Annotated in this window: 14 protein-coding genes; 8 read left to right on the top strand and 6 right to left on the bottom strand. The window is 44.2% G+C overall.

The window, feature by feature from the left end; genetic code table 11:
* Nucleotides 1-37: 37 nt before the first annotated feature.
* Nucleotides 38-223, top strand: coding sequence for a YvzF family protein (locus tag MKY10_RS17750; RefSeq protein WP_003244599.1), 186 nt, complete (start codon nucleotides 38-40; stop codon nucleotides 221-223).
* A gap of 66 nt (nucleotides 224-289) precedes the next feature.
* Nucleotides 290-1,678 (top strand): class II fumarate hydratase, encoded by a 1,389-nt coding sequence (fumC, locus tag MKY10_RS17745; protein ID WP_003228523.1) that lies wholly within the window; start codon nucleotides 290-292, stop codon nucleotides 1,676-1,678.
* 39 nt (nucleotides 1,679-1,717) lie between these two features.
* On the opposite strand, the gene MKY10_RS17740 is transcribed toward fumC, so the two are convergent.
* A complete protein-coding gene (locus tag MKY10_RS17740; RefSeq protein ID WP_003243192.1) occupies nucleotides 1,718-2,593 on the bottom strand; it encodes a TetR/AcrR family transcriptional regulator in 876 nt (291 codons plus the stop codon).
* Nucleotides 2,594-2,760: 167 nt separating this feature from the next.
* On the opposite strand from MKY10_RS17740, the gene spxO reads away from it, so the two are divergent.
* On the top strand, nucleotides 2,761-2,925 hold the full coding sequence (spxO, locus tag MKY10_RS17735; RefSeq protein WP_003221681.1) for an anti-adapter protein SpxO: 165 nt from the start codon (nucleotides 2,761-2,763) through the stop codon (nucleotides 2,923-2,925).
* 27 nt (nucleotides 2,926-2,952) lie between these two features.
* On the opposite strand, the gene cssS is transcribed toward spxO, so the two are convergent.
* Nucleotides 2,953-4,308, bottom strand: a complete 1,356-nt coding sequence (gene cssS, locus MKY10_RS17730) for a secretion stress-responsive two-component system sensor histidine kinase CssS (protein WP_003228527.1) — start codon at nucleotides 4,306-4,308, stop codon at nucleotides 2,953-2,955.
* Entirely contained in the window at nucleotides 4,305-4,982 is a 678-nt protein-coding gene (gene cssR, locus MKY10_RS17725) for a secretion stress-responsive two-component system response regulator CssR (protein ID WP_003228529.1), read from the bottom strand. Before cssR ends, cssS begins: the two co-directional genes overlap by 4 nt.
* Before the next feature lie 277 nt (nucleotides 4,983-5,259).
* On the opposite strand from cssR, the gene htrB reads away from it, so the two are divergent.
* A complete protein-coding gene (gene htrB, locus MKY10_RS17720; RefSeq protein WP_003228534.1) occupies nucleotides 5,260-6,636 on the top strand; it encodes a serine protease Do-like protein HtrB in 1,377 nt (458 codons plus the stop codon).
* 43 nt (nucleotides 6,637-6,679) lie between these two features.
* Here the strand turns inward: htrB and mrgA are convergent, their stop codons facing one another.
* Nucleotides 6,680-7,141, bottom strand: a complete 462-nt coding sequence (gene mrgA / locus MKY10_RS17715; protein ID WP_003228537.1) for a metalloregulation DNA-binding stress protein MgrA — start codon at nucleotides 7,139-7,141, stop codon at nucleotides 6,680-6,682.
* Between the two features lie 89 nt (nucleotides 7,142-7,230).
* Entirely contained in the window at nucleotides 7,231-8,073 is an 843-nt protein-coding gene (locus MKY10_RS17710) for an oxidoreductase (RefSeq protein WP_003228540.1), read from the bottom strand.
* Between the two features lie 133 nt (nucleotides 8,074-8,206).
* On the opposite strand from MKY10_RS17710, the gene MKY10_RS17705 reads away from it, so the two are divergent.
* The 4 genes from MKY10_RS17705 to MKY10_RS17690 all read left to right on the top strand — a co-directional run bounded on the left by MKY10_RS17705 (nucleotide 8,207) and on the right by MKY10_RS17690 (nucleotide 11,907).
* The gene (locus MKY10_RS17705; RefSeq protein WP_048655212.1) at nucleotides 8,207-10,003 is read left to right on the top strand and encodes a M3 family oligoendopeptidase; all 1,797 of its coding nucleotides are present in this window, start codon (nucleotides 8,207-8,209) and stop codon (nucleotides 10,001-10,003) included.
* Between the two features lie 109 nt (nucleotides 10,004-10,112).
* A complete protein-coding gene (locus MKY10_RS17700) occupies nucleotides 10,113-10,550 on the top strand; it encodes a YusW family protein (RefSeq protein WP_014477935.1) in 438 nt (145 codons plus the stop codon).
* Nucleotides 10,551-10,767: 217 nt separating this feature from the next.
* Entirely contained in the window at nucleotides 10,768-11,595 is an 828-nt protein-coding gene (locus MKY10_RS17695) for an ABC transporter ATP-binding protein (protein ID WP_010886609.1), read from the top strand.
* Nucleotides 11,596-11,619: 24 nt separating this feature from the next.
* Nucleotides 11,620-11,907: a YusU family protein gene (locus MKY10_RS17690; protein ID WP_003228549.1), complete on the top strand. Its 288-nt coding sequence runs from the start codon at nucleotides 11,620-11,622 to the stop codon at nucleotides 11,905-11,907.
* A 19-nt stretch (nucleotides 11,908-11,926) separates the two neighbouring features.
* On the opposite strand, the gene MKY10_RS17685 is transcribed toward MKY10_RS17690, so the two are convergent.
* Entirely contained in the window at nucleotides 11,927-12,814 is an 888-nt protein-coding gene (locus MKY10_RS17685; protein WP_015251259.1) for a LysR family transcriptional regulator, read from the bottom strand.
* Nucleotides 12,815-12,874 lie beyond the last annotated feature (60 nt).

The raw sequence follows: 12,874 nt of genomic DNA, 5'->3' as shown, positions 1-12,874 counted from the left end.
ATGGAGTAAGTTTTTTTATGAAAGCGGAGGATACGAAGTGGCACAGGTAAGGCTAGCTGGAAAACAAGAAGAAATTGAACAGCTCATTAGATCATTTGAACAGCATTATGATGTCTCTTATACATCAAAGGAGTACGGCAGGACAAATCCAAAATACAAATATTCAAAGGATTCCCGCGTATATCTTGAATTAAAATTAAAATCTGCCAAGATCGAAAAATAAAAAGGATTTTTTGTGTCATTGGCGAATTATGATCTATTGAAGCAACCGTTATGGAGGGATACATAAATGGAATACAGAATTGAACGAGACACCATGGGAGAAGTAAAAGTTCCTGCTGATAAATTTTGGGGCGCCCAAACACAGCGAAGCAAGGAGAACTTTAAGATCGGTTCTGAAAAAATGCCGATGCGTGTTGTGAAGGCGTTTGCAATTTTAAAACGAAGCACTGCTCTAGCTAATAAACGCCTCGGCAATCTGGATGCTGAAAAAGCAGAAGCGATTGCAGCGGTTTGTGATGATGTGCTCAAAGGCAAGTACGATGACAACTTCCCGCTTGTCGTATGGCAGACCGGAAGCGGCACACAAAGCAATATGAACATGAACGAAGTGGTAGCCAACCGTGCGACTGCTTTATTAAAAGAGAAGAACTCTGATCAAACGATTCATCCAAATGATGACGTGAACCGAAGCCAAAGCTCAAACGACACATTCCCGACTGCGATGCATGTTGCCGCTGTTTTGGCTGTTTACGAGCAGCTTGTGCCGGCGCTTGATCAGCTTCGCAATACACTGGATGAAAAAGCAAAAGCATACAATGATATTGTCAAAATCGGACGCACGCATCTTCAGGATGCTACGCCACTGACCCTCGGACAGGAAATCAGCGGATGGGTTCACATGCTGGACCGTTCGAAGGAAATGATTTTGGAAGCGACAGATAAAATGCGTGCGCTTGCAATTGGTGGAACGGCTGTCGGAACGGGTATCAACGCTCACCCAGAGTTTGGAGAGCTTGTCTCAGAAGAGATCACTAAGCTGACCGGCCAAACGTTCAGCAGCTCGCCGAATAAATTCCACGCGCTGACAAGCCATGACGAAATCACTTATGCGCATGGCGCATTAAAAGCGCTTGCGGCTGACTTAATGAAAATCGCGAACGATGTCAGATGGCTCGCAAGCGGACCTCGCTGCGGCATCGGGGAGATCGTCATTCCTGAAAATGAGCCGGGAAGCTCCATTATGCCTGGTAAAGTCAACCCGACACAAAGCGAAGCGTTAACAATGATCGCAGCGCAAATCATGGGGAACGATGCGACAATCGGCTTTGCGGCGAGTCAGGGGAACTTTGAACTGAACGTGTTTAAGCCTGTTATTATTTACAACTTCCTGCAATCTGTGCAGCTGCTCAGTGACGGCATGAATTCATTCCATGATAAATGTGCTGTCGGTATTGAGCCTAATAAAGAAACCATTCAGGAAAACCTGTCAAATTCATTAATGCTTGTTACGGCGCTGAACCCGCATATCGGTTATGAAAACGCGGCGAAAATCGCCAAGCTTGCCCATAAAGAGGGATTGACGCTCAAAGAAGCAGCTTTGAAGCTTGAATTGCTGACAGAGGAGCAATTTAACGAAATGGTTAAGCCGGAAGACATGGTAAAACCAAAGGCGTAATAGAAAGAAAGAACGGCTGCTTTTTAAGCAGCCGTTCTTCTAAATATGTTGCTGTTTTAATAAATATTTAAGCTGCTCCGCATCTTTGGCGAGAGCTTCAGACTCCGTCAGATTATGAATCATTCCTTTTATGATCGCCAGCTTCGGTGTTTTTTTCTTCATTTCTGCTTCAAGTATGTCCAAGCTCTCCGATAATTCAAGAGAGGAGTTTGTGTTTAAGCTGTTTATTTTGTCACGTAGGCTTTTCACAATCGATTCAGTCAGCGGGTCAGGCCGTCCGTGCGTAAGAGGCCCGAATAAAGAGCTCGCCTCTTCCAATGTAATGAAAGGCTTATCGTTTCGTTCAGACATGCCTTTTACCATATCATCAATTCGATTCATAATGATATCAGCTAATTGAGACGGCTTCACAGTGTACCCGAGCAAAATCATGCATTCCAGGTAAATCTGGCTGATGCCCTCTATTAAAAAACAAAGCTCAGCAGTGTAGGGTTCCGCTTTTTTTCCATAGATGTTCAGCAGGCTGTCGATATGAAATTGAAGTGAGGACTGGCGGATTTTTTTTGCGCATTGCTCCACTTCTTCTGTGTAAGGCAGAGAACCCTCCTTCAACTGCATGCTGATAAAATCTTTGTGTTCAAGAATGTTTTCATAGAGGACGGTCAGCTGTTTACGGTAAGCCGTTCTGGGGCTGTCGCCCTTCGTTTTAATATTTAAAATTCGGGTAAACGTTTTATCATAATAGTAGTTCAGCATAGAGAGAAGAAGCGCTTCTTTCGAAGGAAAATAAATATAAAAAGCGCCTTTAGATATTTTGCATTCTTTTGCGATTTCCTGGACTGATGTTGAGTTGTATCCTTTTTGGGCAAATAGTTTTAAGGCTGTTTCAATAATCAGTTTTTCTTTTTCCTTCAATGGTTCCACCCTTTCGGAGCCCGGAGGCCTGCTAGGATATGACCATATAGTCACACCGTCTGTTATAAAATTAACCTTATTGTAACTTGTTTTTTTATCATGTATTATTTATATTATAAATTGAGATGACCGAATGGTCAAAGCTCAAGCGAAAGGGTGAATCTAGAATGAGAGAATTGGACGAAATGATCAGCCGCTTGCGAAACAGAGGAATCAAAGTGGAGAAAGTCAAATATCCGAAGCAGACCTTGTCAGAGAAAAAATGGGTTCATCAATGCAAACAGCCGCTCAAAACAAATTACAGAGATTTTAACGGCTATTCTTTCACATAAAAAAATAGACTGCAAAACATCTACAGTCTATTTTGGCACTGCTATGCGGTATGTTACACCCGTTTTGTCATTTTCAATTGAGATAGATGCCTTATGAAGAGTTAAAATTCGTTTTACGATGCTTAGACCAATGCCGAATTCGCCTTTCTTCCCTTTATTAAAAGGCTCATAGAGGCTGGAGAGCATCTCATCTTCTATATGCGGACCGTCATTTTTAATGGTGATCACGATATTTCGATCATCTTGTTTCATGCTGATTTCTATTTTTGTCTCAGCATAGCGGATTTGATTTTCCAGAATGTTTTCGAGGAGTTTGTTCCATTGCTCCGGATCGCCCGGCATCAAAATATCCTCTTCTACATCAATTTCCCACGATAGTTCTTTCCGCGCCCACTTCAATCGTTCGATGACTTCTTCTGTCACTTCCACAATACTGAACATGTCGTGCTGCACTTTTTGCTTCGCTAAATAATCTAGCTTCGTTAAATATAATAAATCCTTTATTTTTTTCTCCAGCTTAAGAGCTTCGCATTCAATAACATCTACAGTGTTTTCAAGGTCTCCTTTAGGAAAAATCCCGTCTTTAATTGATTGTGTATAGCCTCTGATGACCATGACCGGCGTTTTTAAATCATGAGAGATATTTTGCAATAGAGTTCTTTCTGTTTCATCCTTTTGCACAAGCTTTTGGCGCATCTCTTCGATGGTATGGCCCAATTTGCCGATTTCATCTTTCCGATCCACTTTTACTGGGTCATCCCAATCCTGTTCAGAAATCCGTTTGACGTGTTTTTCAAATGATACAAGAGGCCTTGATAAATACTTTGCAAGCCAAATAGCCGGAATCCAGCTTAATAAAATGACGACAGCTATAATAAACAGAAGCTGTTTGAACAAGGTATAGGCCAAATCGTCCCGATAAGAATCAAGCGCGTAAGAGAGCATCATCGCTGATTGTCCATTGACGGAAAGTCCCTTTTTAATGACAAAAAACACTTTCTCTCCATTGACGTCGGCGCTGTAACGTTTCTTTTTAGCTTCCTGCTTATCAGCCAGCTTGTACACCTTGTGGATAAATGAAGATGACAGAATGCTTAAATCCTTGTCTGAAGAAGCCTCTTCATTTTCAGGAAGGAGCACGTGCTGTACGGAGCGGACAGTTGTCGGCGCCGTCGCTTCCTCGCTGTAATAGCGCCTTTCAATCGAACCTGGCAGGCGGTACTCTGTCAGAACATGCTGCTCATTTTCAATCGTCGTATACGTTTCATTAGTGAAAAAATCTCGCAGCGTGTTTGAAAATAACACAAGCAGTAAAATCGATATCGCTAACAGGATGCCGGATATGACAACCCATATCTGAAACGCGAGCGGCTTGTTTTTCATGATGACATCATCCTGTAGCCGAAACCGTAAATCGTCTCCACCTTCAATTCAGGCATCTTTCTGCGCAGTCTCCGGACGAGATCATCAACGACCCGGTCTGTTCCGAAGTAGTCATGTCCCCACACTTTTAGGAGGATATCCTCACGAGAGTATGGATGCCCTTTATGATGGATAAATAATAGCAGCAGATCAAATTCCTTTGACGTCAAATTGATGATATTCCCGTTTTCGTCATAGACCTCGCGGGCGTCTTCAGCGACCCGATACGAGGAGACGGCAATTTCATTTTTTTGGACAGGAGGAGCTTCCTTATATACGAGCTGCAGCAGCTTTTGCACACGGATAATCAGCTCCCGCGGCAAAAACGGCTTTGAAATGTAGTCATTGCTGCCAAGCTCTAAGCCAAGCACTCTGTCAATATCCGCATCTCGGGCGGAAATAAAAATGACCGGCACGTCAGGATCTTTCGCCTTGATTTCTTTTATTAATGTATAGCCGTCGGTATCCGGCAGCATGATATCGAGAATCCATAGGTGGGGAGACGGTGTCATTTTCTTTCTGGCGTCTTCACCTTTCGTAAAAGATGTAATGTTCCAGCCCTCATTCTCTAAATACTTCGTCAGCAGTTCATTCAGGTTATCCTCATCTTCAACTAGATAAATGGTGTATGACAAGGCTCTTCACATCCTTTCAACGTCATTATAAACTAGTTTTAACATACGGCAGGCAATTTTCATAATTTCACATATTCTTTTCATTTTTATCCCACAATGTTTGTTTATGATATGGTTAAGGGAAGAAAGGAAGAGAAAAAGAGCGAGGAAGATGTAGGATGATCAAACATATTCTATTTTGGTGCTTTGCTTTTCTCCTCATTATTGGGACAATTGAACTTGTACATGCGATGAATATGTAACGATAAATGAATAACCGTTAAAGGAGTGTAAGAACATGGATTATCGACGTGATGGCCAAAACGATCAACATCAAACTGAACCTTCACATACAGAACAGCAGAATACAGAAAACCAGAAGCTGATTGGACATTCTGAACAAGAATTGCTTGACGCGCCTGTGTCGTATGAAGCGGGACGGCAGGAAACGGCTTCTGCTTTAGAAATGGAAAAGCAAGAAACGGCTGTGAAAAAAGAAAAGAAACGGAGAGCCGCATGGCTGAGCCCGATTTTAGGCGGTATTATCGGCGGGGGCCTCATGCTTGGCATCGCGCCTTATCTGCCGTCAGACCAAAATCAGGCGACCGAAACCGCTTCCGCAAATAAACAGGTGCAGTCTGATAATTTTACAACGGCGCCGATAACGAACGCATCAAACATCGCTGATATGGTAGAGGATTTAGAGCCTACGATTGTCGGAATCTCAAATATCCAAACCTCTCAAAATAACACATTCGGCACGGGAGGAGGCTCCAGCTCAGAAAGTGAAAGCGGAACCGGGTCAGGTGTTATTTTCAAAAAAGACAGCGATAAAGCGTATATCATTACAAACAACCATGTCGTTGAAGGCGCGAACAAGCTGACTGTTACGCTATACAACGGAGAAACGGAAACTGCCAAGCTTGTCGGCAGCGATACCATTACTGATTTGGCAGTTTTGGAAATAAGCGGCAAGAATGTAAAAAAAGTGGCGAGCTTTGGTGACTCTTCACAGCTGCGCACTGGCGAAAAGGTAATCGCTATCGGTAACCCGCTCGGACAGCAGTTTTCCGGTACAGTGACACAAGGTATCATTAGCGGACTGAACCGGACAATTGATGTGGATACAACACAGGGGACGGTGGAAATGAACGTGCTGCAAACCGATGCAGCGATCAATCCGGGGAACAGCGGAGGCCCATTAATCAATGCAAGCGGCCAGGTCATCGGCATCAACAGCTTGAAGGTGAGCGAAAGCGGCGTGGAATCACTTGGATTTGCGATCCCAAGCAATGATGTCGAGCCGATTGTTGACCAGCTGCTGCAAAACGGGAAGGTGGACCGTCCGTTTTTAGGCGTGCAGATGATTGACATGTCACAAGTTCCTGAAACCTATCAGGAAAATACGCTCGGCCTGTTTGGAGATCAATTGGGCAAAGGTGTTTATGTAAAAGAAGTTCAAGCAAATTCGCCGGCAGAAAAAGCAGGTATTAAATCTGAGGATGTCATTGTCAAACTAAACGGTAAAGACGTGGAAAGCAGTGCGGATATCCGTCAGATCCTTTACAAAGACTTAAAAGTCGGAGATAAAACAACAATCCAAGTGCTGCGAAAGGGAAAAACGAAAACGTTGAACGCAACACTGACCAAGCAGACAGAAAGCAGTTCAAGCTAAGAAAAAACAAAAAGCTGAACCCGATTAAGGTTCAGCTTTTTTGTTACCCTAAATAAGAGGAAAGCATCCACACTTGTTTTTCAACTTCTTCAATTAATCCGACAAACAAGTCCGCTGTCGCATTGTCTTGATTTTCTTCAGCCAGGCCGATCACGAATTTAGATTCGCTGCTGATTTGTTTGTAGTCGTTTACCAATGCTTGTACCATTTCTGATGCTGATGTTTCGTTTCCGCCGTCTGTGATAGATGCATGCTCAGTGTATTCTTTCACTGTGGCAACAGGCTGTCCGCCAATCGCCAGCAGGCGCTCAGCGATGGTATCCACTGTTTCAGCCGCATGGTCATAAAGTTCTTCAAATTTCTCGTGCAATGTAAAGAAATGAGGCCCTTTCACATACCAATGGAAACGGTGGAGCTTAGAGTATAAAAGAAACCAGTTTGATAATTGTGTGTTCAGTGAATTCTCAACTAATGTTTGATTTGTTTTTGCGTTTTCAGTTTTCATAAGATAACGTCCTCCTTGTGATCTGTTGACTTAATTATATCATATACTAAATAAAAATCAATACTAAATTATAATAATTATAATTTAGATCAGCTGAATAGCTTTTTCTTCAGGATAGACTCCCACGCAGACCAAGGAAAAAGCGATCGGAACAGCAGGGTGAGCTTGATGCCCTTTCCGATCGGGTATCGCAAATTCTTTATGTGCTGTTTTGTTGCCAATTGATAAATGAGGTCGGCAACCTCTTGGGGATCTCCGCTTTCTTCTCCGTTTTTTTGAACATAGGAAAGGATCTTTTTATAGTATTGATGATAGGCTGAATCGTCAGCAGGCACCGACATAAAATTTGATAATGACGTTGACCAGATCGATGTCTTGTATGAGCCCGGCTCGATCAAAGCGGTTTCGATACCGAACGGAAGCAGCTCGATACGCAGGCTTTCAGAAAAACCTTCCAATGCATGCTTGGAAGAAACATATGGCGACAGCGCTGGGAATCCTGTCAGTCCGCTGATGCTGCTCACGTTTATAATCTTTGCGCCGCCATGCTTTCTTATGTAAGGCAGCACGGTTTTTGTCACATGGATCACACCGAAGACATTCGTTTCAAATTGTTGTCTGAAATGTTCCATCGGCACATCCTCGATAAATCCTCCATAAGCCGTTCCGGCGTTGTTAACGAGTAAATCGATCGGGGCGTAAGCACTAACAGCTTTTCCGAATGAGACTATAGATTGTTCATCGGTGACATCGAGAGCTGTAATGTGAATAGAATCAGACACATTGTGTGCTGCAGCCAATTCTCGAAGCTGTTCCGCTTTTTCAGGCTGTCTTGATGTGGCTATCACGAAAAATGATCGGGCAAGCTTTACAGCTGCCAGCAGACCGAAGCCGCTGGACGCTCCTGTCACGATGGCTATTTTTTTATTCATCCTAACCCTCCTATTAAACTGCTACAGCTATTGTACTATCCTGAACACGAAATGACGCCTGTAATAGAAATTTTTATACAATAATTCAGAATTGTTCTATAATAGAACGAAAGAAGGAAAGGGGTTTTGTGATATGGCGCTGCAAGGGGTAGGCCAAAGATGGGATCTTGATTCATTTTTTAAGGGCGGGAGCCAATCAGAAGAATTCAAAGGTTATATTGAGAAGCTGTCACAAAGTCTGCGTGCATTTCAAGACAGGACTGATGCGTTTCAGGTGCCTGAATCGCCTGAAGAGGCTGAAGGGCTGACCGCGTTGCTTGATTTATTCGAACAGACATCCGTCAAGCTTCAGCAGGCCGGCGCTTTTGTTGCTTGCCTCCAGGCCCAGAATATCAATGATCAAAAGGCTATAGAGCATCAGGCACTCATGAACCGGCTTTCCGCAGATTTTCAATCGTCGCTCGTTACATTAGATCATAAACTTGTGGACATTGATCAAGACGTGTGGAATGAATTGTTAACAAAACCGGGATTGCGCGATGTTTCTTACATATTAAATGAAAGAAGACAGAGGGTTGCCGAAAAGCTTAGCCCCGGTAAGGAAAAACTGATCGGAAACCTTGCGGTGGACGGATATCACGCTTGGAGTGACTTATACAATATGGTTGTCGGGAAAATGACGATCCCGTATGAGGAAAACGGTGAAAACAAGCAATTGTCTGTCGGTCAGGCGGAGAATATGATGGATCATCAAGACCGTACTGTCAGAAAAACAGTATATGAACGTTTCCGCCAAGCTTGGGAGAGCAAGCAAGATATTTTCAGCAGCACGCTGAATCATTTGGCGGGATTCCGGCTTGAAACCTATAAAGCGCGCGGCTGGGAGAATGTCCTGAAGGAACCGCTGCAAATTAACAGGATGAAAAAAGAAACACTTGATACGATGTGGCAGGTCATCACTGAAAACAAGAAGCCGTTCGTTCAGTTTTTGAACCGGAAAGCATCCATGCTCGGCCTTGAAAAACTCAGCTGGTACGATGTCGAGGCACCGATCGGTTCTGACGGAAAGGTCTATTCGTATGATGAAGCCGCAAATATCATTACCAGCCAGTTTTCAACGTTTGGCAAAAAGCTGTCCTCATTCACTGAAAAAGCGTTTCGGGACGGCTGGATTGAGGCGGAAGACAGGAGCGGAAAAAGAGTCGGCGGCTTTTGCACCAGTTTTCCGGACAGCGGGGAATCCCGGATTTTCATGACATTTTCGGGAAGCGCCTCAAATGTCTCTACCCTTGCGCATGAACTCGGGCACGCGTTCCATCAGGAAGCAATGCTCAACGTCAGGCCGTTAAACCGTTCCTACGCCATGAACGTTGCAGAAACAGCTTCAACGTTTGCAGAGATGATAGTGGCGGACGCGACTGTCCAGCAGGCCGAGACGAGGGAAGAAAAGCTTGTTCTTCTGGAGGATAAAGTGCAAAGAAGCGTTGCGTTCTTCATGAACATTCACGCAAGATTTCTATTTGAAACGAGATTCTACGAGGAACGAAAGCGGGGAGTGGTACCGGCCAGCCGCTTGAATGAGCTGATGGAAGAGGCGCAAAGAGAGGCATACTGCAATGCGTTAGAAGAATATCATCCGCTTTTTTGGGCATCAAAGCTTCATTTTCACATCACGAGGGTGCCGTTTTACAATTTCCCTTATACATTCGGCTACCTGTTTTCTCTTGGTATTTACGCGTTGGCGCTTGAAGAAAAAGACACATTCGAAGAGAAGTATATGGCGCTATTGCGCGATACGGCTTCTATGACAGTGGAGGATTTGGCGATGAAGCATTTGGGCGCTGACATCACAAAGCGCGATTTCTGGGAGAATGCCATCAAGCTGGCTGTGCGTGACGCCGAAACCTTTTTACAAATGACCGAATCTTAAAGAAAAAGCCGTGGCGTTAAATGCCCCGGCTTTTTCAATTCTTCTCTGAATGAGGATTTCATTCTCTGGATATACCTAAAATAAATGGAATCCTACAGGGGGGAAACATATGCATTTGATCAGAGCAGCCGGGGCTGTATGTCTCGCAGTGGTTCTGATTGCGGGCTGCCGTTTCAATGAAGACCAGCAGCAGGCAGAAGGAGAAAATACAGCCGTCACCCAGCTGAAGTCCGTTCCCTACAGTAATTTTTCGCTTCGTGTGAGCTACGGGGATGGTGAGCATAATCGTTATGAAGGAATCTATACAAAGAACGGAACTCAGGAAAAAGCGGAAATACAGGATAAGCTCTCCGGTGTCAATCAGGAGGGAGAAGAAGCATTGGATGAGATGAAAATGATTTTGAGCGAGCTTTCCGTAACAGACCAAATGGCTGAAACAGAAGTGATACACAGTGTGCTGGCAGCATTTAATCTGGACAGTCATTATGATCATATCGATTTAAAATTGAAGCTGAAGGACGGCTCCATCAGAGAAATCAAGAAGTAATCTTGTGATAAAAAACCCATAAACGTCAATTATGTCCATAAAACTAATTGAAAATGATTTTCAAAGTCAGTGTTTTCTGCTACAATGAGGGATATATGACCATATCAAATGGCTGAATATCGGAATCACTTGCATTGATGATAATTGACTTAAAAGCATGTATATAGAAAACGTGCAATACATAGTGCTGCTAAAAAGCCAGCAAAAAGGAGCGGTTATGGGTATGAGTGCAATTTCTACAGAAACGCTGAGCTTAGGATACGGGGATGCCGTTATTATTGATGAGTTGAATTTAACAATTCCCAAAGGTGAAATTACCGTATTTATTGGCAGCAATGGCTGCGGAAAATCGACACTTTTACGTTCATTAGCGCGCCTGATGAAGCCAAGAGGCGGTTCAGTGCTGCTGGAAGGAAGAGCGATTGCCAAGCTTCCGACGAAGGAAGTCGCAAAAGAGCTCGCAATCCTGCCTCAAGGTCCTTCGGCTCCTGAGGGGCTGACGGTGCATCAGCTGGTGAAGCAAGGAAGATATCCTTACCAAAACTGGCTGAAGCAGTGGTCAAAAGAGGATGAGGAAGCAGTTGAAAGAGCGCTTAAAGCAACAAAGCTTGAGGACATGGCTGACCGTGCCGTTGATTCTTTGTCAGGCGGACAGCGCCAGCGGGCTTGGATCGCGATGACGCTTGCCCAGGAAACGGATATCATCCTTCTTGACGAGCCGACGACGTATTTAGACATGACGCATCAAATTGAAATTCTTGATTTGCTGTTTGAGCTGAATGAAAAGGAAGACCGGACGATTGTTATGGTTCTCCATGACTTAAACTTGGCGTGCCGCTATGCGCATCATCTTGTGGCCATAAAAGATAAACGGATTTATGCAGAAGGCCGTCCGGAAGAGGTCATCACTTGTGATCTTGTGCAAAATGTGTTTTCTATGAACTGTCAGGTTACACAGGATCCGCTCTTCGGAACGCCTCTTTGCATTCCTCATGGCAGGGGCAGATGCATTGTCCAGGAAGCGGCTTTCACATCACATGGATAAATAACGCAGCGAAGGAGCTTTCAATTGAGAAAGCTCCTTGCTGTTTTTTCGAAAGGAAGATGGAAAATGGAACAAAAACTTCAGGAGCAGCTGGATGGATTGCTGGAGAAGTATACTGAGCTTCTGCTTGGTGAAACAAACGATGAGCTAAAAGAAGAAGTGAAGCAATGGATTTTGTACACCCATATAGCCAAAAGCATGCCTCCGCTCGCTAAGCATTGGAATGCGACATACCCTGATGCAAAGCAGGGCATTAAAGAGATCATTCAGCATATTAAGGAATTAAATGAAGCGCATCGAAACAAACAATAGCCAAAAAGCAGTCTGTTCATTATAGCAGACTGCTTTTTTGTGATTCAGCCGTTTTATCTGGCGTAAAGGATTCCATAAAGGTTCTCAGCGCGCTGCTGATAAACGAATCTTTTCGAACAATAAATTCTGTTTTCATCTGGCTGAGAGCTTCAGGCAGCGGGTACAATCGAATTGATCCTTCTGCTTCATGTTTCTGCACAACCGTTCTTGGCAGCAGCGAGATGCCAAGACCTGCTGTAACCCCGCCGATAATTGCTTCAAGCGTCCCAAATTCCATAATGACTGGCTGTGTGACACCGACGGAACGCAGCCATTTTTCAAGTGTTTCTCGATACGAACAGCCTGTGCTGTAAACGAGAATCGGCTTTGTGATGGCTTCCTCAACATCGGGCACGGAGGCAGCCGAAACAACTACTGGTTCTTCTTCAAACGCAGGATAGGATTCGAGCTCAGGATGATGGCATTCGCATCCGATAAACGCGCCATCCAATTCATAACGAAGAACTTTATCAAGGAGAAATTGCGTATGTCCTGTTGTTAAAGACAGCTGGACGTTTGGATGTTCTTCATAATAAGATGCCAGGAGCTTTGGAAGCCTTACCGCGGCGGTTGTCTGAGTGGAGCCGATCATAAGCGGCCCGCTTGGTTCTGCGGAGGATGAGAGCGCTTTAGACGCTTCATCAAGCAGGCCTATAATTTTATTTGCGTAATCCAGCAGCAATTTTCCGCTTGCAGAAAGTGTCATGCCCCGATTATGGCGCAAAAACAGTGTGGTACCCAGATCAGCTTCCAATTGCTGAATTCTGGCCGTGACATTCGATTGTACATAGCCAAGCTGCAAGGCTGCTTTCGTAATGGTCCCTTCACGGGCTACCATTTGAAACACACGTAAATCTCCGCTTTCCATTTTGAACTCCTCCGTTCGTTTGCTATCAATATGAGTGATATCTAGTATCTTTAACAATCA

It is taken from the genome of Bacillus sp. FSL P4-0290, from assembly GCF_037975435.1.
GTDB classification, from domain to species: Bacteria; Bacillota; Bacilli; order Bacillales; family Bacillaceae; genus Bacillus; species Bacillus subtilis.
Note: the sequence above shows the minus strand (reverse complement) of the source record. Positions and strands in the feature narration are given on the sequence as shown.

Bases quoted from the DNA above. Each gene is read 5' to 3' on its own strand.
- spxO (WP_003221681.1), top strand. From the start codon at position 2,761: ATGAGAGAATTGGACGAAATGATCAGCCGCTTGCGAAACAGAGGAATC.
- htrB (WP_003228534.1), top strand. From the start codon at position 5,260: ATGGATTATCGACGTGATGGCCAAAACGATCAACATCAAACTGAACCT.
- MKY10_RS17705 (WP_048655212.1), top strand. From the start codon at position 8,207: ATGGCGCTGCAAGGGGTAGGCCAAAGATGGGATCTTGATTCATTTTTT.
- MKY10_RS17710 (WP_003228540.1), bottom strand. From the start codon at position 8,073: ATGAATAAAAAAATAGCCATCGTGACAGGAGCGTCCAGCGGCTTCGGT.
- cssS (WP_003228527.1), bottom strand. From the start codon at position 4,308: ATGAAAAACAAGCCGCTCGCGTTTCAGATATGGGTTGTCATATCCGGC.
- MKY10_RS17695 (WP_010886609.1), top strand. From the start codon at position 10,768: ATGGGTATGAGTGCAATTTCTACAGAAACGCTGAGCTTAGGATACGGG.
- fumC (WP_003228523.1), top strand. From the start codon at position 290: ATGGAATACAGAATTGAACGAGACACCATGGGAGAAGTAAAAGTTCCT.
- mrgA (WP_003228537.1), bottom strand. From the start codon at position 7,141: ATGAAAACTGAAAACGCAAAAACAAATCAAACATTAGTTGAGAATTCA.
- MKY10_RS17685 (WP_015251259.1), bottom strand. From the start codon at position 12,814: ATGGAAAGCGGAGATTTACGTGTGTTTCAAATGGTAGCCCGTGAAGGG.
- MKY10_RS17700 (WP_014477935.1), top strand. From the start codon at position 10,113: ATGCATTTGATCAGAGCAGCCGGGGCTGTATGTCTCGCAGTGGTTCTG.